The sequence below is a fragment of the Actinoallomurus purpureus genome (genome assembly GCF_024055795.1).
In the GTDB taxonomy this organism is placed as follows: domain Bacteria; phylum Actinomycetota; class Actinomycetes; order Streptosporangiales; family Streptosporangiaceae; genus Actinoallomurus; species Actinoallomurus purpureus.
The window spans coordinates 74,244-96,547 of the sequence record NZ_JAMXMY010000030.1; the positions used below are offsets into that span (position 1 = coordinate 74,244).

The 22,304-nt window shown below is 69.8% G+C and carries 26 protein-coding genes; 15 read left to right on the top strand and 11 right to left on the bottom strand.

Translation table 11 applies throughout. From position 1 onward, the window contains the following. The first annotated feature begins 534 nt into the window (after positions 1 to 534). Together NE236_RS38665 and groL are read left to right on the top strand one after the other, a co-directional pair. Complete coding sequence (locus tag NE236_RS38665) at positions 535 to 744, top strand: cold-shock protein (protein ID WP_252847259.1); 210 nt, start codon at positions 535 to 537, stop codon at positions 742 to 744. A 575-nt stretch (positions 745 to 1,319) separates the two neighbouring features. After that, the gene (gene groL / locus NE236_RS38670; protein WP_252847260.1) at positions 1,320 to 2,951 is read left to right on the top strand and encodes a chaperonin GroEL; all 1,632 of its coding nucleotides are present in this window, start codon (positions 1,320 to 1,322) and stop codon (positions 2,949 to 2,951) included. Between the two features lie 244 nt (positions 2,952 to 3,195). On the opposite strand, the gene NE236_RS38675 is transcribed toward groL, so the two are convergent. Together NE236_RS38675 and NE236_RS38680 are read right to left on the bottom strand one after the other, a co-directional pair. Continuing rightward, positions 3,196 to 3,864, bottom strand: a complete 669-nt coding sequence (locus NE236_RS38675; protein WP_252847261.1) for a YdcF family protein — start codon at positions 3,862 to 3,864, stop codon at positions 3,196 to 3,198. A 16-nt stretch (positions 3,865 to 3,880) separates the two neighbouring features. Further along, positions 3,881 to 4,975 (bottom strand): helix-turn-helix domain-containing protein, encoded by a 1,095-nt coding sequence (locus NE236_RS38680; RefSeq protein ID WP_252847262.1) that lies wholly within the window; start codon positions 4,973 to 4,975, stop codon positions 3,881 to 3,883. Between the two features lie 276 nt (positions 4,976 to 5,251). On the opposite strand from NE236_RS38680, the gene NE236_RS38685 reads away from it, so the two are divergent. From NE236_RS38685 to NE236_RS38700, 4 genes are read left to right on the top strand one after another with little or no spacing between them, the layout of a single operon-like run. Then, complete coding sequence (locus NE236_RS38685; protein WP_252847263.1) at positions 5,252 to 5,536, top strand: hypothetical protein; 285 nt, start codon at positions 5,252 to 5,254, stop codon at positions 5,534 to 5,536. Then, positions 5,533 to 5,895, top strand: coding sequence for a hypothetical protein (locus tag NE236_RS38690; protein ID WP_252847264.1), 363 nt, complete (start codon positions 5,533 to 5,535; stop codon positions 5,893 to 5,895). The genes NE236_RS38685 and NE236_RS38690 overlap by 4 nt, the downstream gene beginning before the upstream one ends. Continuing rightward, positions 5,892 to 7,028, top strand: a complete 1,137-nt coding sequence (locus tag NE236_RS38695) for an adenosylhomocysteinase (RefSeq protein WP_252847265.1) — start codon at positions 5,892 to 5,894, stop codon at positions 7,026 to 7,028. The genes NE236_RS38690 and NE236_RS38695 overlap by 4 nt, the downstream gene beginning before the upstream one ends. Next, positions 7,025 to 7,573, top strand: a complete 549-nt coding sequence (locus tag NE236_RS38700) for an NUDIX hydrolase (protein ID WP_252847266.1) — start codon at positions 7,025 to 7,027, stop codon at positions 7,571 to 7,573. Before NE236_RS38695 ends, NE236_RS38700 begins: the two co-directional genes overlap by 4 nt. 207 nt (positions 7,574 to 7,780) lie before the next feature. Here the strand turns inward: NE236_RS38700 and NE236_RS38705 are convergent, their stop codons facing one another. Further along, positions 7,781 to 8,131 carry an HXXEE domain-containing protein gene (locus NE236_RS38705; protein ID WP_252847267.1) on the bottom strand — a complete coding sequence of 117 codons (351 nt, stop codon included), beginning with the start codon at positions 8,129 to 8,131 and terminating at the stop codon, positions 7,781 to 7,783. 117 nt (positions 8,132 to 8,248) lie between these two features. Here NE236_RS38705 and NE236_RS38710 point away from each other — a divergent pair, with 117 nt between their 5' ends. The 3 genes from NE236_RS38710 to NE236_RS38720 all read left to right on the top strand — a co-directional run bounded on the left by NE236_RS38710 (position 8,249) and on the right by NE236_RS38720 (position 10,259). Continuing rightward, a complete protein-coding gene (locus tag NE236_RS38710; protein ID WP_252847298.1) occupies positions 8,249 to 8,572 on the top strand; it encodes a TetR-like C-terminal domain-containing protein in 324 nt (107 codons plus the stop codon). Between the two features lie 35 nt (positions 8,573 to 8,607). Further along, positions 8,608 to 9,198 (top strand): LURP-one-related/scramblase family protein, encoded by a 591-nt coding sequence (locus NE236_RS38715; protein ID WP_252847268.1) that lies wholly within the window; start codon positions 8,608 to 8,610, stop codon positions 9,196 to 9,198. A gap of 131 nt (positions 9,199 to 9,329) precedes the next feature. Next, entirely contained in the window at positions 9,330 to 10,259 is a 930-nt protein-coding gene (locus tag NE236_RS38720) for an EamA family transporter (protein WP_252847269.1), read from the top strand. A 138-nt stretch (positions 10,260 to 10,397) separates the two neighbouring features. Here the strand turns inward: NE236_RS38720 and NE236_RS38725 are convergent, their stop codons facing one another. Together NE236_RS38725 and NE236_RS38730 are read right to left on the bottom strand one after the other, a co-directional pair. After that, on the bottom strand, positions 10,398 to 10,730 hold the full coding sequence (locus NE236_RS38725) for an XRE family transcriptional regulator (protein WP_252847270.1): 333 nt from the start codon (positions 10,728 to 10,730) through the stop codon (positions 10,398 to 10,400). After that, positions 10,727 to 11,104 (bottom strand): type II toxin-antitoxin system RelE/ParE family toxin, encoded by a 378-nt coding sequence (locus NE236_RS38730; RefSeq protein ID WP_252847271.1) that lies wholly within the window; start codon positions 11,102 to 11,104, stop codon positions 10,727 to 10,729. The genes NE236_RS38725 and NE236_RS38730 overlap by 4 nt, the downstream gene beginning before the upstream one ends. Before the next feature lie 175 nt (positions 11,105 to 11,279). Here NE236_RS38730 and NE236_RS38735 point away from each other — a divergent pair, with 175 nt between their 5' ends. Continuing rightward, positions 11,280 to 11,951, top strand: coding sequence for a ribonuclease FAU-1 family protein (locus tag NE236_RS38735; protein WP_252847272.1), 672 nt, complete (start codon positions 11,280 to 11,282; stop codon positions 11,949 to 11,951). Here the strand turns inward: NE236_RS38735 and NE236_RS38740 are convergent. Next, on the bottom strand, positions 11,948 to 12,646 hold the full coding sequence (locus NE236_RS38740; RefSeq protein ID WP_252847273.1) for a TetR/AcrR family transcriptional regulator: 699 nt from the start codon (positions 12,644 to 12,646) through the stop codon (positions 11,948 to 11,950). The genes NE236_RS38735 and NE236_RS38740 overlap by 4 nt on opposite strands. A 120-nt stretch (positions 12,647 to 12,766) precedes the next feature. Between NE236_RS38740 and NE236_RS38745 the strand changes: the two genes are divergently transcribed. Continuing rightward, the gene (locus tag NE236_RS38745) at positions 12,767 to 13,216 is read left to right on the top strand and encodes a nitroreductase/quinone reductase family protein (protein WP_252847274.1); all 450 of its coding nucleotides are present in this window, start codon (positions 12,767 to 12,769) and stop codon (positions 13,214 to 13,216) included. Position 13,217: 1 nt separating this feature from the next. On the opposite strand, the gene NE236_RS38750 is transcribed toward NE236_RS38745, so the two are convergent. The 3 genes from NE236_RS38750 to NE236_RS38760 form a co-directional block, all read right to left on the bottom strand. Continuing rightward, the gene (locus NE236_RS38750) at positions 13,218 to 14,870 is read right to left on the bottom strand and encodes a DNA repair helicase XPB (RefSeq protein ID WP_252847275.1); all 1,653 of its coding nucleotides are present in this window, start codon (positions 14,868 to 14,870) and stop codon (positions 13,218 to 13,220) included. A 74-nt stretch (positions 14,871 to 14,944) separates the two neighbouring features. After that, the gene (locus tag NE236_RS38755) at positions 14,945 to 15,421 is read right to left on the bottom strand and encodes a hypothetical protein (RefSeq protein ID WP_252847276.1); all 477 of its coding nucleotides are present in this window, start codon (positions 15,419 to 15,421) and stop codon (positions 14,945 to 14,947) included. A gap of 107 nt (positions 15,422 to 15,528) precedes the next feature. Then, complete coding sequence (locus NE236_RS38760; RefSeq protein ID WP_252847277.1) at positions 15,529 to 16,119, bottom strand: MFS transporter; 591 nt, start codon at positions 16,117 to 16,119, stop codon at positions 15,529 to 15,531. On the opposite strand from NE236_RS38760, the gene NE236_RS38765 reads away from it, so the two are divergent. After that, positions 16,081 to 16,269 carry a helix-turn-helix transcriptional regulator gene (locus NE236_RS38765; protein WP_252847278.1) on the top strand — a complete coding sequence of 63 codons (189 nt, stop codon included), beginning with the start codon at positions 16,081 to 16,083 and terminating at the stop codon, positions 16,267 to 16,269. The genes NE236_RS38760 and NE236_RS38765 overlap by 39 nt on opposite strands. Before the next feature lie 53 nt (positions 16,270 to 16,322). Further along, on the top strand, positions 16,323 to 16,760 hold the full coding sequence (locus NE236_RS38770) for a pyridoxamine 5'-phosphate oxidase family protein (protein WP_252847279.1): 438 nt from the start codon (positions 16,323 to 16,325) through the stop codon (positions 16,758 to 16,760). Positions 16,761 to 16,865: 105 nt separating this feature from the next. Here the strand turns inward: NE236_RS38770 and NE236_RS38775 are convergent, their stop codons facing one another. Both NE236_RS38775 and NE236_RS38780 read right to left on the bottom strand, forming a co-directional pair. Beyond that, on the bottom strand, positions 16,866 to 19,202 hold the full coding sequence (locus NE236_RS38775; protein ID WP_252847280.1) for a helicase-associated domain-containing protein: 2,337 nt from the start codon (positions 19,200 to 19,202) through the stop codon (positions 16,866 to 16,868). Positions 19,203 to 19,334: 132 nt separating this feature from the next. Beyond that, positions 19,335 to 20,588, bottom strand: coding sequence for an MFS transporter (locus tag NE236_RS38780; RefSeq protein WP_252847281.1), 1,254 nt, complete (start codon positions 20,586 to 20,588; stop codon positions 19,335 to 19,337). 253 nt (positions 20,589 to 20,841) lie between these two features. Here NE236_RS38780 and NE236_RS38785 point away from each other — a divergent pair, with 253 nt between their 5' ends. Together NE236_RS38785 and NE236_RS38790 are read left to right on the top strand one after the other, a co-directional pair. Then, positions 20,842 to 21,351, top strand: coding sequence for a MarR family winged helix-turn-helix transcriptional regulator (locus tag NE236_RS38785; RefSeq protein ID WP_252847282.1), 510 nt, complete (start codon positions 20,842 to 20,844; stop codon positions 21,349 to 21,351). A 55-nt stretch (positions 21,352 to 21,406) separates the two neighbouring features. Continuing rightward, entirely contained in the window at positions 21,407 to 22,231 is an 825-nt protein-coding gene (locus NE236_RS38790; protein WP_252847283.1) for an ABC transporter ATP-binding protein, read from the top strand. Positions 22,232 to 22,304 lie beyond the last annotated feature (73 nt).

Below are 22,304 nucleotides of genomic sequence, written 5' to 3' on the forward strand. Positions count from 1 at the left end.
GCCGCCGGACCGGCCCGGGTCGTCCAACGGGCCGGGCCGCGTCACCCACTGCGGCCGGTCGCCATCGCCGTGCTGCGCGGGGCGGGGCGGCCTCGAAGAGGCTGCCGCCCCGTCAGGGGGCGGCCCCTCGTGCCGCTCGCGGATGACGCCCAGTGATCGGAAACCTTCCCGGGATCCCCGGAGATCGACGAGTCAAGGGACTCGTCGATCACCGGGGATCCTGCGTTGGACCGCCGATATGTCCGAGGCGGGCGCTCCGGATCCACTCTCCTGCATGGCCATTCCATCCCCCATGTACGGATTTATCGGCATAGGCGGTTAGTTCCGCCTGCGGGATCCCTCTTTTTGACCAGGATCGGCCGTCCGCACTTCTCGGGTAAAGGCTGTTCCACGGATGGTAGCCGTGTGTAGGGTCGGCGATGGCCGCCGCAGCCGAGTCGGCGGGCGATCGACGGGTTCCGCAGTGGTCCGCGGGCTCGGTTCAGTGACCGTGGCCAATGGTCGCGGGAATTGCCCTGGTGGGAGTTGTTGGGAATGGCGCAAGGCACCGTCAAATGGTTCAACGCGGACAAAGGCTACGGCTTCATCGCGGTCGACGGTGGCAGGGATGTGTTCGTGCACTACTCGGCCATCGTCGCGGATGGCTACCGCAGTCTCGAGCAGGGGCAGCGGGTCGAGTTCGAGATCACGCAGAGCGATCGCGGTCCGCAGGCGGATGCGGTTCGGGCGCTCTCAGTCCCATAGCCCGACCGGAGGCCCGGCGCTTCGGCGCCGGGCCTCCGGCCGTCCAGTGCCTCCTCCCGCGTCGCCCCGCCGTCCGGTGCCTCGCGGGTCGCCCCGCCGTCCGGCCCCTGGCCGTCCCGCTGTCCGGTGGGTAACCCGGCCGGCCGTCCGGTGCCTCTCTGGCTGCCGGCGTGCCTGTCCGGTGAGCGAGCGAAGCTGTTCAGTCCCCCGAGCGCGCCTGCCCGGTTTGCGAGGGCGCCTCTTCGGCCGGTCGATGCGTCGGTCCGCTCGCGCCCGCGAACCGCACGTCGAAGGGGTCGGGGCCCTGGCGGGGACCTGCTGTTATGGCGGCCGGAGAGTGGTGCGAGGGTGAGATGGGGAGATGTTCACCCTGGTGAGGGTGGACCCCGCTTGCACTCTCCGGGGCAGAGTGCTAAACAAGCGGTTGGCACTCTAGTATTGAGAGTGCCAACGAAGTGATCGAGGCGATGAGGCCTCGTGTCCGGCGACGGAATGGAAGTCGTCGGTGAGGTCGTCCGTCGCGGGCGTCGACTCGATCCGTGATAGCCACCCCGTTCCGGGAGGATCTGGAGCCTATGGCTGCAAAGATGATCGCGTTCGACGAGGACGCGCGGCGCGGCCTCGAGCGCGGCATGAATCAGCTTGCCGACGCCGTGAAGGTGACGCTTGGTCCCAAGGGCCGCAACGTCGTTCTTGAGAAGAAGTGGGGCGCTCCCACGATCACGAACGACGGTGTCTCCATCGCCAAGGAGATCGAGCTCGAGGACCCGTGGGAGAAGATCGGGGCCGAGCTCGTCAAAGAGGTCGCGAAGAAGACCGATGACGTAGCCGGTGACGGCACGACCACGGCCACCGTGCTGGCTCAGGCGCTGGTCCGTGAGGGTCTGCGCAACGTGGCCGCCGGCGCCAACCCGATGTCCCTGAAGCGGGGCATCGAGTCCGCCGTCGAGCGCGTCAGCGAAGAGCTCTCGAAGATCGCGAAGGACGTGGAGACCAAGGAGCAGATCGCCTCCACGGCCTCCATCTCCGCGGGCGACACCTCGATCGGCGAGATGATCGCCGAGGCGATGGACAAGGTCGGCAAGGAAGGCGTCATCACGGTCGAGGAGAGCCAGACCTTCGGTCTGGAGCTCGAGCTGACCGAGGGCATGCGCTTCGACAAGGGCTACGTGTCGCACTACTTCGTGACCGACCCCGAGCGCATGGAGGCCGTCTTCGACGACCCCTACATCCTCATCGTCAGCTCGAAGATCTCGGCCAACAAGGACCTCGTGCCGGTTCTCGAGCAGGTCATGCAGGGCGGCAAGCCGCTCGTCCTCATCGCTGAGGACGTTGAGGGCGAGGCCCTGGCCACCCTGGTCGTCAACAAGATCCGCGGTGTGTTCAAGTCCGTCGCCATCAAGGCTCCGGGCTTCGGTGACCGTCGTAAGGCCATGCTGCAGGACATCGCGATCCTGACCGGTGGCCAGGTCATCAGCGAGGACATCGGCCTCAAGTTGGAGAACACCACCCTCGACATGCTCGGCCAGGCCAAGCGCGTCGTGGTGACCAAGGACGAGACCACCATCGTCGATGGCGCCGGCAACCCCGATGACATCGCGGGCCGCGTCAACGAGATCCGCGCGGAGATCGAGAACTCCGACTCGGACTACGACCGCGAGAAGCTCCAGGAGCGTCTGGCGAAGCTGGCCGGTGGCGTTGCCGTCATCAAGGCCGGCGCGGCGACCGAGGTCGAGCTCAAGGAGCGCAAGCACCGCATCGAGGACGCCGTTCGCAACGCGAAGGCGGCCGTCGAGGAGGGCATCGTGCCCGGCGGTGGCGTCGCGCTGCTGCAGGCGAGCGCCAAGGCGTTCGACAAGATCGAGCTTGAGGGTGACGAGGCGACCGGTGCCTCGATCGTCAAGCGCGCTCTTGAGGAGCCGCTGAAGCAGATCGCGATCAACGCCGGCCTCGAGGGCGGCGTGGTGGCCGAGAAGGTCCGCAACCTCGAGCTGGGTTACGGCCTCAACGCCGCGACCGGTGAGTACGTCAACATGTTCGACGCCGGGATCATCGACCCGGCGAAGGTGACGCGTTCGGCGCTGCAGAACGCCGCGTCCATCGCGGCGCTGTTCCTGACCACCGAGGCGGTCATCGCCGAGAAGCCGGAGAAGGAGAAGGCTCCGGCCGGCGACCCCTCCGGTGGCATGGGCGGCATGGACTTCTAAGTCCACTCGCTTGAGGGGCGGTCCTGCTGGGACCGCCCCTTTCGCATGCCCGCCCAACCCTGTTCAGACCCCATCGGCGGAGAACCGCCACCTCGCACGCATCGCTCCTTTACCGAACGCGGCGGCGTCGACGGCTTCCTGCTCGCCTCCGGCGACGACCGCGCCGAGACCCTCTTCACAGACCTGAACCAGAACCTGACCGGTGACGGGCCGGACGCTGCTCGGCCGTTCCGGTGAACGGCGGTCAGCGTTTCAGGAGTCTGCTCTCGAATCCGGCGTTCACGAGCCGGTGGTAGGCAGCGGTCACCTGGTCGGGGAGGTGCTGGGTGATGGCGAAGCCGAGTTTGGGATATTCGATGACGCGCTGGAGGTCGCCGAGGAGCATGTCGATAACCAGGCGCTCGTCACTGATGGACTTGACGTAGTCGTCGAAGCTCAACGGCTCGGACGCGCAGACGGGTTCGATCTCGGGCCAGAACTTGCGGCAGGTCGCGTACGCCCGCCGTTCCATGTACGGCTTGCTGATCAACAGCACCGAGGAGGTCTCGACACCCGCCTGCTGGAGTGCTTGGCGGGACAAGGTGATGTTGTCGCCGGTGTTCTTCGCGCACGGTTCGATCATGATCGCGGACCGAGGTACGCCCAGGGTCATGGCGTGTTCGGCGTAGTGGACGGCTTCGCCGCGCGGGAAGCGCTTGGCAGTGGTGGGGCTGTTGGCGCCGCTGAACACCAGCACCGGGAACAGGCCGACGCGGTAGAGCTCCGCGGCGAAGGTCGCCACGCCCAAGTCATGGCTGCCCAGGCCTATCGCCGCCGAACACGGCCGGAGCCGGTGATGCATCTGATGGTATTCCCAGATGAGCTCGGCGTCGGCGCGCTGGGTATCGGTGACGGCGATTCGCGCGTCGGTCACGAAATCTCCCTTTCGGTCATCGTCGTATGTTGAGTCCATTGGAGTGCTCCGCGTCATGGCGGATGCCATCGATGCTGCGAAGCTGATGGTTCAGCCCGCAGCCACGGGCGAGTCGGCTCGTCTCCTCCAGCAGGGCAAGGCCCTCGTCGCGGGTGGCGCGATCGGACACCAGGATGTGCGCGTACGCGGTGTTGAGCCGTACGCGCTGCATGGGCGTGTCCTGGGTGCCGTCGACGCGGGCGGTCTCGATCAAACGCAGCGCCTGATCGAGGTCACCGACGCCGCGGTAGGCCAGTGCGAGCTTTTGGTGGGCCACCGACCAGTCCTCGGCTTCATCGAGGTCTTCAAAGAAGTTCGTCGCCTCGGCCATCACGCGGGCGGCGTACTCATGCTGGCCGGCTTTGCTGAGTGCCGTCCCTACCCACAGCAGAGAACGGGCGCGGTCGCGGCCGCTGAGCCGCTCGTCGTCGGCGAACAGTTGGTAACAGCGCGCGGCTCCATGGAGATTACCGGCCATCTCGTCGATCACCGTCAGCGACAGTGAGACCTGAGCGATCCGGCGCGGGATGTCCAGATCGGCGAAAATGCTCAGTGCCCTCCGGTAGGAACGTTGCGCCGACCCGGGGCCGAGCAGCGTGCCCTGATCGCGCTGCACGTCACCGGCCAACACGAGCGAACGGGCATGGAGATACAGCCCTCGGGCGTCGAGTCGGTCGGCGGGGAATCTGAGTAACCAAGGGTTGATGAGAGCGGTGGCCGCCGGGAAGTTTTGCCGGCTTAGGTAGACGACGGCTCGTTCGATGTCATCGGCCCAGGCTTCGTGATCCCACGAATACACGCCTGCATCACCGGCCGGTGTGCCGACCACTGTGCCGGTTTCGGCCAACAGCAGCTGAAAGCGTTGTTGGGCGGCGATGTCCGCGCGGTTCAGCGCAGTGTCCAAGATCGCTTGGGTGTCGGGCCGTGGCACGGTGCCGGCCTGCAGTTTCTCCCACTTGGCAACCGTACGAACGTTGACCCCCAGCTCCTCAGCGAAGGCCCGAATACTCATCCGGACGGCCCTGCGCAGCGCTCGGGCCTCGCGGCCAGTCCATTGACGCACAGTGGGCACGCGTGTACCACCTCCTCTCCACCCCGATCGAAGCATGACGCCACCGCTTGATGCATCGAAAGTGCAACGCGAGTACAACACCTGGCCGTTTCGGCCGCGTCCTGCGGCGTCGATGCTCGATGTCAGCGCAGGACGGGGGCCGGTGCCGGTCGCAACGGAGCCAATGAGCCGCCAGGACCAGTGTCGGTCGCGCCAGCAGCGATCTCGTTGAGTTCCCTGTCGGGAATCAGCGGAACTCCGTTGCCGGCTCTGCCCATACGGAACAGGGGACAACCGATGACGAACGGAAGTGGCCACAGCCGGGATCTGTGCCGGTTGGTCGAACTGTGCCGGGAGCTGGCGAAGCTCGGCGTGCACGTGGGGGTCAGCGACGCGCGGCCGGCGTTGTCGGTTCGCGGCGATCTCACCGACCGGAAGGTGTGGGTCGAGATCGACGCCGGGTCGTTCGTGTGGCGGCGGGACGACCTGGCGCGGCACCCGGCGCACGATCCGGCCGGCGCGGCGGCGAGCCTGGCCGACTACCTCAAAAACCGCGACGCCGGACCCGGTCGTCGGCCATGAGAACCGACGAGGCCTGGCACCACGCTCCCGCCACGACCCACCTGCCCAGTGGCCCGGTCGGGATGATGAAGGCCGATCCGGTCATCATGCTTCGGCGGCGGTTCCCCGGCCTGGTGTTCTGGTACGGCATCCGTACGCGCTCCTGGTGGGCGATGGTGCAGGTCTCGCAGGGATGGCGTCTGGTCGAGGCCATGGACGCCGACGAACTGACCCAGGCGGTCCTGACGGCGGCCACCTGGCCGTACCCACCGGTGTGGCGACCGGCCCTCACTCCGAAGCGTGCAGGCTATCTCGTCTTGGCGTCCGACGAGAAAGAGAGCTCCATGGGGATATCGGACAAGCGGCGGGGGCACGCATGACCGCGCTGGAGGACTTCGAACAGTCGCGGGTGGACGCGTTCTTCCGCAAGATCACCAGTCGATACGAAATCCCCGATCCGGTGTCCGCACTGGTGATCACGCACCTGCTGGGGGAACGGCCGGCATTCCTGCGGGCAGTCGGGCGGCTGGCCGAGATCGCCGCCGTCCTGCCCAAGCCGAAGTCGATCGACGCGCGGGCACTGGAGGAGATCACGGCTCTGTTGTCGGTGGACGGTCTGGAGCGTGCGGCGTTCGCCGACCCGATCCGTGCGCTGGAGTATGTGGAGTCGCGGGCGGCCGGTCGGCGAATCGTGTTGCTGGACGTCGGCGGATACTTCGCGCCCGGCTTGGAGCACGTGTGCGCCAACTTCTCCGGCCAGATCGTCGGAGTGGTGGAGGACACCGAAAACGGACACCAGCGCTACGAGGCGCTGGGCAAGCTGCCGTGTCCGGTATTCAGCGTCGCCCGCTCACCGCTCAAGGACCCCGAGGACTACCTCGTGGGACAGTCGGTCACCTTCTCCGCCGAGGCACTGATCCGAGCGCGGGGCGACATCCTGCAGGGCCGCCCAGCGGCGGTCATCGGGTACGGGAAGCTGGGCCGGTCGGTGGCGGCGATGCTGCACGCCAAGCACGTCGGCGTGACCGTCTACGACTCCGACCCCATCCGGCGGACACAAGCCCTCTCCCAAGGGTTCCGCACCACCTCCACCCTGGCCCAGGCCATCGCAGGGGCAGGAGTGATCGTGTGCGCCACCGGGAACATGGCGTTGCGCGAAGACGACTTCGCCAGAATCGCCAACGGCGCATACATCGCCAGCGTGACCAGCAGCGATGACGAGCTGGAGCTGGGAGCGCTCGAGGGGCTGTACGAGCGGACCTCGACCGAGGAGCACATCACCCGGTACGCCCGAACCGGGCACTACTTCTACATGCTGGCCGGTGGTAATGCCGTCAACTTCCTTCACGGCGCGAGCGTGGGTGCTTTCATCTTCCTAGTGCAGGCCGAGATCCTGGCCGCGCTCGGGTCCTTGGCCGCTGCCAACCACGAACCCGGACTGCACGAACTGGACGCGACCGAACGCAGCCTGATCGCGGCGACCTGGCTGCGCTACTTCGATGGGACGTCATGAGCATCGGCACCGAGGAGATCCGTTCCACCCTGGCCCGTTACCTGGACCGCCACCCCGATGAGGCAGATCATCTTCGGCCCCTGTCCGAGGCGTTGGAGGCCGAAGCCGAGCTGACCTCGCGCAAGGAGTTCAACGGCGGGCACGTCACATGCGGGGCCGTCGTGATCGACCAGGACCGTCGCCTGCTGCTGATCCAACACAAGGCACTCGGGCGGTGGCTGCTGCCTGGCGGGCACTTGGAGCCGGGTGATGTGAACCTGCCGGGTGCGGCCCTACGGGAGCTGGAAGAGGAGACCGGAATCTCCTGGCATGACGCGGTCGCCCAGTCCGGCCAGGACGTGACCCCGGTGGACATCGACCTGCACACCATCCCGGCCAACCCGGCAAAGGGCGAGCCCGAGCACTGGCATGCGGATTTCCGCTGGGTGCTCCGGGTGGAGGAGCCGAAGGTCGTACTTCAGGCCGAGGAGGTGGACGGCTATGCCTGGCGGCCCCGCACCGACGCCCCGACCCCGAAGCTGGCCGCCAAGCTTGCGCTCCTGTGATCCCGCGGCCCGTCCCGCATGCCGTCGGCGGCACGGTAGAGGGCGCGGATGTCCGCAGGGAGCGGGACGCCCACGGTCCATGCGGCGTCGTCGATCACCGCGTCGGCCGCCGGCGGGTTCACGGAGGCGGCGGTCGTGGGTGCGTGCGCGTGAAGCCAGGTGATGGTCCGGTCCCAGCAGGATGCAACGTCCGTCACGACCGAAACACTAGCGAGGCCCCCCGACAGAGACCGCCCGTGCGGCGGCGACGGTCAGGGGAGCGCAGGCGAGCACGCCGAGCGCGACGGGCATGGTCCGGAGCAGGCCGCGCCGGGAGATCGCGCTCTCACGTACGGCGCTGCGCAGCACCGCCAGACCGATCGGCAGGTTCAGGCCGACCGCCGTGACGAGGCCGGGCGCGTACCCGCGCGCGACGAGGGCGGCGGGCACGTGCGGGAGCGCCACGTTGAGGAGCATGACCCCCGCCATCCCGGCCGGCAGGTACGGCTTCCACGCGGCGGGGCGGCCGGTCGTCCCGACGGTGACGGCCGCCACACCGAGCCCGGAGATCACCACCATCAGCCCGTTGAGGGAGGCCTGGTTGAGCCGGCCCGCGGCCCCCGGAAAGCGCCGCCCGCCCAGCTGGGGGCCCGGTCGATCGAGGAGACCGGCGACCCGCTCCAGGACCTGCGGCGACTGCTCGAAGTCACGTACAAGGGTCTCGCCGAGACCGTCGCGGGCCGGGCCCTGCCGGCCGTCTCCGCCGAGATCATGGGTGACCCTGGTCTCGCGGAGGAGTACCGGCGACGGTTCGTCCATCCGCTCCGGGACCGCGCCCGTGTGCTCATCGAAGAGGCGATCGATCAGGGCCTGCTACGGAGCGACGTCGACCCGGACCTTCTGATGGACGTCGTGGTGGGCCCATCTCTCTACCGGCCGATCGTCCTCGGCGTTCCGGCCCCGGCCGCGTCGGCGTCCGCCGTCTTCGACCTGGTGATCAACGGGGCGGGCGACCAATAGGACACCGGATCGGTCGAGGTCGTAAGCTTCCGGCCGTGGATCTCTTTAACTCCCCCGTTCTGCTCGTCGAGCAGCCCAAGAAGATCTTCGCCGTCGAGTCGCGGTACACCGTCTTCAACGGCCAGGGCCAGCCGGTCGCGACGGTGGGGGAGCCCAACCTCTCCGGTGGCAAGAAGGCCATGCGCGTCCTGTTCTCGGAGTACTCGGGCAACACCCGGCACACGCTGCACGTCGTGCGGCCCGACGGCATGCCGATGCTGATCATCGACAAGCCGTTCGCCCTGGCGACGCCGAAGGTCAAGATCAGCTGGCCGAACGGTCAGCCGATCGGGGCGATCCAGTGCCACTTCGGCCTCCGGCCGCGCTTCACGTTGCTGGACCCGCAGGACCGCCAGATCGGCGAGATTCGCGGCGACTTCTTCGCCTGGGACTTCACGATCACCGACTGGCAGGGTGTCGAGGTCGCCCGGGTCAACAAGCAGTGGGAGGGCCTGGCCGCCGCCTGGTTCACGACGGCCGACCGCTACGCCGTCCAGATCCCGTACCAGCTCCCCGACCCGCTCCGCAGCCTCGTCATCTCGACGGCCATCACCATCGACGTGGTCCTGCGCGAGAACAAGAAGTGATCCCCGGCACCCGCCGCCCGTGTCCGGGCGACGGGTGATCGCGATTCGGTCCAGCCAGATTCCTGTCGCGTACGGGCCGAATTTACGCATTCACCGCGCACGCCGACGACCTGATCGTCGAGAATCCTCCCGTGACCACGCGGAAGGTTGTCTCCTGGTCCTATTTCATGGGCTCGGCGCTGTCCAGCTACCTTGGCCCGGCGCTCACGATGGTGATCTTCACGCGGCTCGCTCCCGCCGGCACCGCGGCGCTCCGTATCTGGACCGGCGCTCTCGTGCTCGCCGTGTGGCGGCGGCCGTGGCGGACACTGCGGGACGCCGGCCCGGCGGGGCGTCGCATGATCCTGGCGTGGGGGGCCGTTCTGGCCCTGCTGAATCTCACCTTTTACCAGGCGATCGCCATCCTGCCGTTGGGCACCGTGGCCGCGATCGAGTTCCTTCCGGTGATCGGCTTGGCCACATTCGGTGCCCGCACCTTCCGGAACCTCTTCGCGGTGGTGGCCGTCGCCGGAGGGGTCGCGGTGCTGACCGATGCCCGGATGACCGGATCGCCGCTCGGATTCCTCTTCGCCTTCGCCGACGCCCTGATGTTCGCGCTCTACATCGTGGTCGCCCACCGCGCCGCGCGGCGCCTGCCCGGGCGGCTCGGAGGGATCGACGGATTGGCGGCGGCCATGCTGGTCGCCTGCGTGGTCACCGTGCCTTTCGCGGTAGGGGAGGTCGCACCGGTGCTCTCCGGTCCTCGGCCCATCGGCGCGGCGGTCGGCGTCGGCGTCGCCTCGGTGCTGCCGTATGTCTGCGACCAGTTGGCGATGACCCGGATGTCCCGGTCGACCTACGCCCTGCTGCTCGCGCTGCTGCCCGCGACGGCCACGGTGGTCGGCATCGTGGTGCTCCGGCAGTGGCCTTCGTTGGTCGAGGCCGCGGGCCTGACGGGCGTCGTGCTCGGCGTCGCCGTACACCAGCACGGCTCGGATGCCGAGATCCGCGGTGATGAGCCCCTGACGATCAGGGAGGCCGGCTCCGCCGAACCCGTTCCGGCGGACCTGATCGGCTCATAGCCCGCTGGTCGCTTCTGACGAGGCACCGGCCGGTACCTTCGGCGAAGGTGAGCGTCGGGCGCTGCTCAAGGGAGCGTCGGTCCGACAAAAGAACGGCGACGTCTTCAAAGCCCCGGCAGCGGACCGCTGCGCCGTGGATCACGTGACGATGCAGGATTCCTCGCCGAAGTCGGCGATGATCCGGAGCCTCCCGCCGAGCGCCTCGACGTACGAGCGCAGCGTGGCGACCTCGACCTTGTTCATGTCGCCGTGCTCGATGGCGGAGACCCGTGGCGCCGACACGCCCATGGCCGCGGCCACCTCTCGCTGGGTCCGCGACTGGCGCCGACGGATCTCCGCGAGTTGGTAGGCGTGGATCTCGTCCAGCATCTGCTGCCGGATCGCCGTCCGCATCTCGTCCGTGAACTCCCGGCCCTGCTCCTTGCGGATCCGCGCGGCTTCCCGCTTGACGTCTTCCCACTGTCGGTTCACTCGTCCCCCTCGTCGGCCAGCGCTTTCAGGTGCGTGTCATAGCGGTCGTCGGCGATCGGTATGTGGGTTCGGTACCACCCCTGCCAGTCGCCCGCCTTGTCTCCCGCGAGGAGTAACAGGGCACATCTTCTCGGGTCGAAGGCGAACAAGATCCGTATCTCGCTGCCACCTTCCGAGGCTGGGCGAAGCTCCTTCATGTTGTGGTGGCGAGACCCTTTGATTCGATCGACCATTGGCCGCCCAAGCGTCGGACCGACCGTCTCCAGCAGATCAATCGCCTCCTCGACGAGGTCGGCCGTAGCCGGATCACCCTTCACCAGTCCGAGAAACCAGGAGGTCACTTCCGCGTGCAGTTCGACTGCCCATCTACCCATGGCAGACCACGTTAATGCTTACGTTAAGCTCTCGCAGTCAGTTCGAGCAACTGATATGTACCGCGCTAGCAAGCGGTGTGCGCGCTGATCGTCGAGGTTCTTCGGCTCGGGAGCAACGGAAAGCCTCGGCGATCACGCGAGTGATCGTCAGCGTGCCACGTGTCATGATCGCGAGGTGGCGGTACGGGATCAGGGCGAGGTCTTCGCGGAAGGTTCGACGGCCGTGCGCCGCGACACGGTCGGCGGGAAGGTCTGGACGGCCGCGCCGCACCGGGTGATCCGGGACACCGGTGGCGAGCTCGTGATGTGCTGCTGGCCCGGCGTGGAGCTGGTCGCGCCGACCACGTGGATCGAGTGGCTGGTGACCGGCGATGACGCGGTCCGGAAACGGGCGGTTCCCGACCTCGCCTCGGGACGGTGGCGGTTGGGTCGATGGACCTGGCGGGACACCACTCTGCTCAGCCGGTTCCGGGCGGGGGAGCTGTTCAGCGTTCACCACTACTTCGGCGCCGGCCGCCGCGACGGCTGGTACGTCAACTTCGAACGCCCCTTCCGGCGTACCGGCATCGGAATCGACACCTTCGACCTGCTCCTCGATCTGGTCGTCGAGCCCGACCTGTCCGGGTGGACGTGGAAGGACGAGGACGAATACGCCCACGGTCGGCGGCTCGGTCTCATCGACGACGCGCTGCACTCCCGTGTGGACGAGGCTCGTCAGCGGGTGCTCGCCCTGATCGAGGCGGGCGAGGGGCCGTTCGCGGACGACTGGTCGGCCTGGCGGCGCGATCCGGCCTGGCCGGTGCCCGCGCTGCCCCCTGACGCGCTCGACGCGCCGGTGCGGGACTAGGGAAGGCCCAGCAGGTCGGCCATGCGCTGGACGGTGTGGTCGAAGAACGCGTCGGCGGGGTCGAGGGTGTTGGCGTACTGGCCGAACAGCTCGAACGTGACCATGCCGAACAGCTCGGTCCAGGCGACCGCGCCCCGAACGAGCGGGGGGCCGGGCACGTCCGGAGCGGCGAGCGCGGCGATGACCGTCGCCTGCTCGGCCAGGATCGGCGGCAGGGGATGCTCGTCCGCCGGGGTGGTCAGTGCGCCGGCCTCGTACGCGTCGCGGATGATGCCCATGATCGTGATCGGGACGCGGGAGGCGGGGGCGATCGTCGTCTCGGGGGCGTGGTACCCCGGCACCGGCGAGCCGTAGACCAGCGCGTACTCGTGGGGGTGCGCGGTCGCCCAGGCGCGTACGGTCCGGCAGACCGCCTGCCAACGGGCACGGAAGCCGGCCGGGTCGGCGGCCCGGTCGGCTGCCTCCACCTCGTCGGCGAGCGCCGAGTAGGCGTCAATGATCAGTGCGGTGAGCAGCTCGTCGCGGCTGGCGAAGTAGCGGTACAACGCCGAGGAGACCATGCCCAGCTCGCGGGCCACGGCGCGCAGCGACAGCCCCTGGGCACCGGACACCGCCAGCCGTCGGCGCGCCTCGTCCTTGATCTCTCTCGTCAGTTCGGCTCTTGCCCGCTCGCGTGCGGTACGGCTCGCGCTCATGGACGCAGTGTCGCAGCAACGAGATCGCTGAACAAAATCGAGAGCACTGCTCTTGCTTCGATGGCATCTTCTGGTGCACACTGCTCTCAAGAGAGAGCAGTGCTCACGAAAGGAGTCGAGATGACCACCGCGACCGAGTCCCGGCACGTCCAGGCCGCCGGGATCGAGATCTACTTCAACAAGATCGTGCACTTCCTGACCCGGAAGGGGATCAGTCTCTTCGGCACGCGCATCCTCGCCGTCCGGGGCCGCGCCAGCGGCGAGTGGCGCACCAACCCCGTCAACCTGCTCACCTACGACGGCGTGCGCTATCTGGTCGCCCCGCGCGGCCACACCCAGTGGGTGCGCAACATCCGGGTCGCCGGCGGGGGCGAGCTGCGCCTGGGCCGCCGCACCGAGCCGTTCACCGTTTCCGAGCTACCGGACGAGCTGAAGGTCCCGCTGCTGCGCCACTATTTCAAACGGTGGGGCTGGGAGGTCGCCCGGTTCTTCGACGAGGACATCAAGGACGCCGACGACGAACGGCTCGCGGCCATCGCGCCGACCGTCCCGGTCTTCCGCATCGGCTGAGTCAGATCTCCTCGTCGCTGTAGACGGCGTCGGCGTCGACGATGCGGTAGGCGTACCCCTGCTCGGCGAGGAAGCGCTGCCGGTGGGCGGCATAGTCCTGGTCCAGGGTGTCGCGGGCGACGACCGAGTAGAACCGTGCGCCCTTGCCCGACGCCTTCGGGCGCAGGACGCGGCCGAGCCGCTGCGCCTCCTCCTGCCGCGAGCCGAACGTCCCCGACACCTGGATGGCGACGGCGGCCTCGGGCAGGTCGATCGAGAAGTTGGCGACCTTCGAGACGATCAGGACCTGCAGCTCCCCGCTGCGGAACGCGTCGAACAGCCGCTCCCGTTCCTTGATCTTGGTCTCGCCCTTGATGACGGGCGCGTCGAGGCGTTCGCCGAGTTCGTCGAGCTGGTCGATGTACTGGCCGATGACGAGCAGCTGCTCGCCGCGGTGGCGTTCGACCAGGGCCTCGACGACCGAGGTCTTGCTGGCGGTCGTCGCGCAGAAGCGGTAGCGGTCCTCCTGCTCGGCGGTGGCGTAGGCGAGGCGCTCGGAGTCGGTCAGCGTCACGCGGACCTCGACGCAGTCGGCCGGGGCGATCCAGCCCTGCGCCTCCATCTCCTTCCACGGCGCGTCGTACCGCTTCGGGCCGATGAGGGAGAACACGTCGCCCTCGCGGCCGTCTTCGCGGACGAGCGTCGCGGTCAGGCCGAGGCGGCGCCGGGTCTGCAGGTCGGCGGTCATCCGGAAGATCGGCGCGGGCAGCAGGTGTACCTCGTCGTACAGGACGAGGCCCCAGTCGCGGGCGTCGAACAGCTCCAGGTGGGAGTAGACGCCCTTCCGGCGGGTGGTCATGACCTGGTAGGTCGCGATCGTCACCGGCCGGATCTCCTTCTTGGTGCCGCTGTACTCGCCGATCTCCTCCTCGGTGAGCGACGTGCGCCGCAGCAGCTCCTGTTTCCACTGGTGCGCCGAGACGGTGTTGGTGACGAGGATCAGCGTGGTCGCGGAGGCGTGGGCCATCGCGGCGGCGCCGACGATCGTCTTGCCCGCGCCGCAGGGGAGGACGACGACGCCCGAGCCGCCGTGCCAGAACGACTCGGCGGCGTCGCGCTGGTACGAGCGCAGCTCCCAGCCGTTCTCCTTGAGGGCGATCGGGTGGGCCTCGCCGTCGACGTACCCGGCGAGGTCCTCGGCCGGCCAGCCGATCTTCAGCAGGGCCTGCTTGAGGGTGCCCCGCTCGCTGGGGTGGACGGCCACGCTGTCGTCGTCGACGCGCTGGCCGAACATCGACGCGAGCTTCTTGGACCGCAGCACCTCTTCGAGCACCGCGCGGTCCGACGACGCGAGCACGAGGCCGTACATCGGGTGCTTCTCCAGCCGCAGCCGGCCGTACCGGCCCATCGTGTCGGTGACGTCGACGAGCAGCGCGTGCGGCACCGGGTAGCGCGCGTAGGTGATGAGCGCGTCGATCACCTGCTCGGCGTCGTGGCCTGCGGCACGGGCGTTCCACAGGGCCAGCGGGGTGATCCGGTAGGTGTGGACGTGCTCGGGCGCACGCTCCAGCTCGGCGAACGGCGCGATCGCCTTCCGGCACGCGTTCGCCGCGTCGTGGTCGACCTCGAGCAGCAGGGTCTTGTCGGACTGGACGATGAGCGGGCCGTCGGTCACGTGGTGCCTTTCTGGCGGTGGGGTCTCAGTGTCCAACAGTCGGAGACCCCGTGAGGCTTCCCGCGCCCGATCGGTCAGTACGTGCCGGAGGTGGAGCTGGAGTGGTTGCTGAACGTGCCGATGCTGTACAGCACCACGAACAGGACGACCATCAACACGATGTTGAGGGCGAAGCACACCCATGACCACAGGGTCAGCTGCTTGGCCGACTCGGGGTCGGTGTTGTTACGGTTCATGGAGATCGCGGCGAGGATGATCCCGGGCAGCCAGGCGACGCCGCCGCAGCACAGCAGGGCGGCGACGATGTTGGCGACCAGCGCGCCGACCGCGCCCGCGTTGGAGCCGCCGGGCGGCGCGCCCGGCGGCCCGTAGTATCCGTAGCCCTGCTGCCCGTACGGGTTCTGCTGCCCGTACGGACCCTGCTGGGCGTACGGGTCCTGCCAGCCGGGCTGGGTGCTCTGCCAGCCCGGCTGGCCGTAGGCGTCCTGCCCGTGAGGGGTCTGGCCCTGGGGGTTCTGGCCGTACTGCCCATACGGGTCCTGCCATGTCACGGTGAGCCCCCAGGTCGAAAGTCCGAGGATGTAACGACGCGCCTAAGCATGGCGGATGAGTACGACTCATTCGATCATTGTTTGGTTCCATCTTGCCGCCTAAGACCTCAATTGTCGCTGGGACTTTCCGGGTCGGCGAGGAACAGACCCAGGACGAGGGCGCCGACCGGGACCGCGCACAGACTCAGGAAGACGCCCTGCGGGCCGTACGCCTGGGCGACGAGGCCGAACACCGGCGCGATCAGGCCGCCGACGCTGACCCCCAGGCCCAGGGTGACCCCGGCGGCCGTGCCAGGCCGCGTCGGCAGGTAGTCCTGGCCGAGCTTGACGAGCACCGCGAACGGGATGTTCAGCGCGATGCCGCTGAGCACGGCGAACAGCAGCGGCACGGCCGGGCCGGGGGCGAGGCGGAGCCCGACCAGTGCCGGGATCGCCAGGACGCCGCCGAGCTGCACGGTACGGACCAGGCCGATCCGGTCGGCGACGCGGCCGCCGAGCAGGGTCCCGGCGACGCCGCCGACGAGGAAGCACGCCAGCGCGCCGCCGGCGACCTCGCGCGACGCGTGCAGGTGCCGGATCCAGTACAGCTCGATGAAGGTGTTGACGCCGAAGAAGGCACCGAACGCACGCTCAGCCGCCTGTTCCGGGAGCAGACCGGGATGACCTTCCCCCAGTGGCGCGCCCAGCTGCGGCTGCACCACTCCCTGACCCTGCTCGCCACCGGTGCCCCGGTCACCGCGGTCGCCACCGCCTGCGGCTTCCGCAGCCCCAGCGCGTTCATCGAGTCGTTCCGTCACGCCTTCGGCGTCACGCCGGGCCGGTACGCGGGCGGGGACGGTCCGAACTGAGTCTTTGCGGCTCCGGGGGTTGGCGATGGGCGCGGCTCGGCAACGATCACCACGTGACGCAGGTGATGAGCGTGGGGGAGCGCGAGGCGTTCCTTGCGGGTGTGCGCCTCGGCGTGCTGAGCGTGTCCGAGAGCGATGGCGACCGGGCTCCGGTGGCGGTTCCGATGTGGTACTCCTACGAGCCCGGCGGCGAGCTGTACTTCATCACCGGGGCGAAGAGCCGCAAGGCCGAGCTGATCAGGGAGGCCGGCCGCGTCACGCTGTGCGTGCACAACGACGACCCGCCCTACCGGTATGTCAGCGTGGAGGGACCGGTCACCGCCGTCGACGAGCCGGTGGGGGAGACGGAGCGCGCCGACCTGGCACACCGCTACCTCGGGCCGGATCTGGGCGATCGCTACCTGGGCAGCACGACCGGAGAAGGTCTCGCGCTGTTCCGGGTCCGCCCCGAGCACTGGTCCAGCGCCGACTTCGGCAAGCGCGGGGAATGACCGCTGTCGGGTTCGAACCGCGCCGCCGCGAGATACGGCCGTGAAAATGCGATGGGTCGAGGGGCCGCATTCGGTGCGGCCCCTCGACCCATTTCAATATTCAGGTCAGGATGAGCCGTCGACGTCGGCGACGCCGGTGATGCGGTGCAGGGCGAACCGCTGGACGGCGGCCCGCGTCGCGTCGTACGCGGTGAGGAACCCGCCCTCCACGCGCGCCGGCTCGATGATGCGGCTGGACGCCTGCCCCTGCTGGTCGAGGTAGCCGATCCACACGCGGGAGCCCCGGTCGGCCGCCTGCCGCAGCTGCTTGACCATCGCCATGGCGGGGGAGCGCGGCGGCGCTCCCTCCGGGGCGGTGGCCCGCGCGGCCCGCTCGCCGGCCCGCAGCGCGCGCACGGCCGCCGTCACGACCGACGCGTCCGGGCCGGCCACGGCGACCTGGGAGTGGTGCGCCGGCTCGTACGTGCCGTGGGTGGTCTCGGAACGTCGCGCGTCGAGGCGGGTGATCACGACGGAGCCCTCCGGCGACTCGGCCACCGGCGCGTACCCCAGGGCGCGCAGGGACTCCAGGAGCTCGCCGCGGGAGGCACGGGAGGCCAGGACGGTCGGCGCGAGCCGGTGCAGCCGGAGCTGTTCCGACCGCCGGTCGGCGAGGATCTCGTCGAGAACGGCAGGATCATCGGATCGGATGTACGCCGAGGCGACGCCGACCCGCAGGCGGCCGTGCCGGCGGGCGACGTCCTCGATGAGGTAGGTCAGCGGCTGCGGCAGGTCGGTGGCCGAATGCCGTTTGAGCAGATCGATCAGCTCGGACGCCCCACGGCCCGCGTCGAGGGCGCGGCGCACCGATCCGGGCGTGAAGCGGTAGACGGTGGCGCCACCGGTCGACTCGACGTCGGCGGCGAGCGCGAGCTCACGGGCCAGGTCACTGACGAGCGGGCCGGGAGCGACCGCCGTCAGGTCGGCCTGGATGAGCACGTGATCGACCGGCTCGGGCAGCACCGAGGCCAGCGCCTTGGCGGTGTCGCCGCCCGACAGCAGACCACGGGCGTGGCCGGACAGCGCGCCGAGGCCGGTGACCCCGAGTGTCTCGGCCTCGCGGAGGGTCCAGCGCACGAGGCGCTCGCGCAGTGTGCCGCCCCGGCGCGGCTGCTGCCAGGTGAGGTAGGCGAACACCTCGTCGGCGCCCGGTGCCGTGCCCGGCTTGGCGTCGGCGAGGGCGCCGAGCACCGACCGGCGCACCTGCGGGGAACTGACCCGTACGGCCTCGTCGGACAGCGCGTTGATGAGACGCTCGCGGTCGTCCCGCTCGCCCGCGAGGCCGGGCGCCCGGTCGGTCACCAGCCACGCGGTGGCCAGGTCGGCCCAGCGACGCTCGACGTCGCGCAGCCGCCACAGGTCGAACGCCGGGGTCGGCAGCCACCGCGCGCCCGCCGGGCCGTCGTGGTCGCCGTCGCGGGCCAGCAGCCCGGCGGCGTACGCAACCTCGATCAGCAGCGCGGCCGTCCACTCCGGCACGTCGAGTTCGGTCGCGGTGGAGCGCAGGTCACGGATGCCGAGGCCGCCGCCGCGCAGCACGCCGGGCGGGTCGATGCCCCAGCGGTCGAGCAGTTCCTCGGCGGAGCGCACGAAGGTGAACGCCTGGCCGCCGGCGGTGCGGTCGACCAGCCGGGCCGAGCGGGCGGTGCCGCCAAGGGGCGGCGGCGTCGTCCGCAGCTCGGCGAACACCCGGCCGCCCCGCAGGTGCAGCCCGACCTCCCGAGGCAACGTCACGGTGCGGTCGTCGGTCGCGGCCAGCAGGCCGCGCGCGAGGAGGTGTTCGATGGGGGACGAGGCCGTGGCGAGGGTGACGGGCCGGCGGGCGCCGTCGACCCGGCCGACGGGCGGCCCCCACGCGAGCCGGTCGAGGGCGGCCCTCGCCTCCGGGCCCGCGTCCTCGACCAGTGCGCCGATCCGGGCGGGAATGTCGTCGACCGACTCCAGGCCGAGGTCGTCGAGCAGCTCCGCCAGCCGGTCCGAGGAGTAGGACGCGAACGCCTCCCGGAGGGGCGGGCCCAGGCCGGCCGGGTGGGGGATGACCTGCCGTCCGCCGGGCACGACCCGCAGGGCGTCGTCCTCGCCCCAGACCAGGGCCAGGGAACGGAGCCGGTCCACCGCGTCACGGATGCGGGCGCGGGCGGACGGCTCGGCCGCGACGGCCGCCAGGAGATCGTCGTAGGCGGTGGGCGACGGCAGCACCAGCAGCGCCTCGAAGATGTTCAGCGCGAGCCGGTCGAGGCGGTCGAGCGCCCGCGACACGGCGGATGCCGCGGATGCCCGGGCGGCCAGTGCTCCCATGTCCGCTGGCACGGGGGTGATCAGCTCGGGGCGGGCGGCGAAGAGGGCGCGCAACCCGTCGTCGTCGCGTGCCCGCAGCCAGTCGGCGTAGGTATCCGTGCTCACGACCACAACGGTATTCGTGGATGACGACCTGATGGTCCCGCTCGGGGACGGAATCGATGCTGCGCGCCCGGCCCCACGACCGCGTCCGGGCCGCGCTCGGCGATCGCACGAAACCCGGACGCGGTCGGGGTGTCAGGAGGTCGTGCCTGCGTGCGCCCCGGCGAGACGGCCCGCGGCCAGCCGGTCACTCCTGTTCACGAAGGTCAGCGCGGTCGCCGACATGAGCGCGAGGAGCAGCAGGACGAGCCAGGGCAGGCCTGACACGTTCAGCGCTCGGGACAGACCCATCGCGGCGGCGCTGAGCAGATTGCCGAGGACGGAACCGACTCCGGACAGCAGGTTGTTGACGCTGTAGTACGTCCCGATCCCGCGGTCGCCGGCGAGGTCGGCGATGGTCGCCATCTCGAACGGGAAGACCATCATCGTGCCGACGGTCAGGATCGCCGCGCACAGGAGGATGGGGAGCAGGCGGATGAGCGGCCCGCCGTGCGCGGGCGGGCGCATCAACGGGACGAACGCGACACCCATGACGATCAGGCCGCGCACCATGACCTGGCCGGGTGTCCAGCGCCGCTCGCACCACAGCGTGAGGCGGATTTGTCCCGCGAGGCCGAGGAGGGCCGACAGGACGAAGAGGGCCGTGATGCCGGCGCGTCCTCCGGACACCTGACGTACCTCGATCGGCAGGCCGAACGAGAGCTGGTAGACGAGTGAGTAGGACGCGCACATCGTCACGGCGAAGGCGAGGAAGACGCGGTCGCCGAGCGCCTCGCGCCACTCGGCCCAGAGCGGCCGTCGCGAGCCCGCGTGGACGCCGGCGCAGGTGGGCAGCGCCCACCACTGCACCAGCGTGAGGACGACGAAGACCCCGGCCGCCGCCGTGCACAGCGATTCGAACCCCGCGTGGACCAGCAGGATTCCGACGAGCGGGCCGATGAGCAGTCCGACCCGGCGGCAGACGCCCGCCAGGGCGAACGCCTCGACCTTCCGGTCGCTCTCCACCTGGGCGAGGTACGCGCGCCTGGCCGGGACGAACAGTGCGCGGGCGAGCCCGCTGAACACCGCTGCCCCGATCAGCCACGGAACGGCGCTGGACAGGCCGAACAGCACGGAGCCCACGGCCTCGAGTCCGCATCCGGCCACGAGCACCGGCTTGTAGCCGACACGGTCGCCCAACGTGCCGCCGATGGCGAACAGGCCCTCGCTGAAGTGGCGCAACCCCAGGAGGAGGCCGACGAGCCAGACCGCCAGCCCGATCCGGTGCGTCAGGTGGTCGGCGAGGTAGGGCGCGAGCATGAGGAGCCCGGCCGTCTCACCCATCTCGTTGACCAGCAGCACTTTGGCGGGGCGGCCCATGGACCTGAACCCCCGCACCGTGGCGATCACTGCGCTTTCCCTCGTACGGACATGGCTCTCCGATCGGACTGCGTGGGCGGCCGGAGGCGGGGGGAACCGCGGCCTGGGGTCCCCGGCACATGTGGTGGCCGACAACTCTATGGAGCGACTTCTTTACCATCCGTGACGAGTGGCGAAGTGGAGGGAGGACCCTTCCCTCGTCGCTACATCCTCAGAAGTCGCGGCAGCCTCGTCAGTCCCAGCAGAGCTGATTACCTCTGCTTGAGAGGTAATATGCGGATTTATGGGCAGTGATGGCGTCCGGCTGGGCGGCGACCTCATGGACGTGACCATGGCGATGCGCCGCCTTGTGCGGCGCACGCTGCGTGGTGCGACGCCGCTGCCGGACCTGCGCCCGGCCCAGGTCGAGCTGATGCTCGTCGTCGACCGCAACCCCGGCGTGAGTGTCGCGGCGGCCGCGCGCGAGCTCCGGCTGGCCGACAACTCCGTGAGCACCCTGGTCAACCAGCTGGTCCGGGCCGGCATGTTGCGCCGGGAGACCGACCCGGACGACCGGCGGGCCGCCCGGCTGGAGCTCACAGAGGCCGCGCGCCGGCGTATCGCGGACTGGCGGGACCGCCGGGCCCGCCTCGTCGGCGCCCGGCTCGAGGAGCTCTCCGACGAGGACCGGGCGTCGATCGCCGCCGCGCTGCCCGCCCTGCGCCGGCTGCTCGCCCGGCTCGCGGAGCCGGCCGACGACGGCCGCCCCGCCGCGACATCCGCGCACCCGTCTTCCGACAGGGGTGAGGCATGAGCGAGCGAATCGAAAGCACAGTGCGCCCGGTCACTTCTCCGACGAAGGAGGCCACGTGAGTGACGAGAGTGGATCGGTCGACCGGCATGCGGTGGTGTGCCGGGGGCTGCGGCACGCGTTCGGCGGCAACGTCGCGGTCGACGGCGTCGATCTGGACGTTGCCGAGGGCGAGGTCTTCGGCCTGCTCGGCCCGAATGGAGCGGGCAAGACCACGACGATCCGGCTGATCACGACGCTGCTCCCCGCCAAGCCCGGCATGGTGGAGGTCTTCGGGCTCGACGTGGCGCGCCATCGGATGGCCGTACGCCGGGCGATCGGCTATCTGCCCCAGCAGCTGTCCGCCGACGCCGCCCTGACCGGGCGCGAGAACGTGGAGCTGTTCGCGCGGCTGTTCGACGTGCCGCGCCGCCAACGCCGGGAGCGGGTCGAGGAGGTCCTGTCCGCGGTCGGGCTCGCCGACGCGGCCGACCGGCGCGCGCAGACGTACTCAGGGGGGATGATCCGGCGGCTCGAGCTCGCCCAGGCGCTTGTCAGCGCCCCGCGCCTGCTCATCCTCGACGAGCCGACGATCGGCCTGGACCCGGTCGCGCGCGACGGGGTCTGGGAGCGCATCCAGGAGGTCCGGCGTGCCACGGGGATGACCGTCCTGGTGACCACCCACCACATGGACGAGGCCGACCAGCACTGCGGCCGGATCGCGCTCATGCACCGGGGCCGCGTCCAGGCGCTGGGCACCCCGGCCGACCTCAAGTCCGGGCTCGAGCCCGGCGCCACTCTGGAGGAGGTGTTCCGTGCCTACACCGGAGACCGGCTCGACGAGCCGGGAGACGGCTTCCGCGACACGCGCAGTACCCGGCGCACCGCCGGCCGGCTCGGCTGAGCCGTCTGCCACGCTCGGCGCATCGCCGGCCGGCTCGGCTGAGCCGCCAGCCCACCGGCCCGCCTGGCGTCTG

Coding starts and splice junctions, on each gene's coding strand:
- NE236_RS38745 (WP_252847274.1), top strand. CDS start 12,767: ATGACCACCGCGACCGAGTCCCGGCACGTCCAGGCCGCCGGGATCGAG.
- NE236_RS38730 (WP_252847271.1), bottom strand. CDS start 11,104: ATGGGTAGATGGGCAGTCGAACTGCACGCGGAAGTGACCTCCTGGTTT.
- NE236_RS38665 (WP_252847259.1), top strand. CDS start 535: ATGGCGCAAGGCACCGTCAAATGGTTCAACGCGGACAAAGGCTACGGC.
- NE236_RS38705 (WP_252847267.1), bottom strand. CDS start 8,131: ATGGTGGTGATCTCCGGGCTCGGTGTGGCGGCCGTCACCGTCGGGACG.
- NE236_RS38700 (WP_252847266.1), top strand. CDS start 7,025: ATGAGCATCGGCACCGAGGAGATCCGTTCCACCCTGGCCCGTTACCTG.
- NE236_RS38740 (WP_252847273.1), bottom strand. CDS start 12,646: ATGAGCGCGAGCCGTACCGCACGCGAGCGGGCAAGAGCCGAACTGACG.
- NE236_RS38685 (WP_252847263.1), top strand. CDS start 5,252: ATGACGAACGGAAGTGGCCACAGCCGGGATCTGTGCCGGTTGGTCGAA.
- NE236_RS38765 (WP_252847278.1), top strand. CDS start 16,081: ATGACCTTCCCCCAGTGGCGCGCCCAGCTGCGGCTGCACCACTCCCTG.
- NE236_RS38695 (WP_252847265.1), top strand. CDS start 5,892: ATGACCGCGCTGGAGGACTTCGAACAGTCGCGGGTGGACGCGTTCTTC.
- NE236_RS38785 (WP_252847282.1), top strand. CDS start 20,842: ATGGGCAGTGATGGCGTCCGGCTGGGCGGCGACCTCATGGACGTGACC.
- groL (WP_252847260.1), top strand. CDS start 1,320: ATGGCTGCAAAGATGATCGCGTTCGACGAGGACGCGCGGCGCGGCCTC.
- NE236_RS38690 (WP_252847264.1), top strand. CDS start 5,533: ATGAGAACCGACGAGGCCTGGCACCACGCTCCCGCCACGACCCACCTG.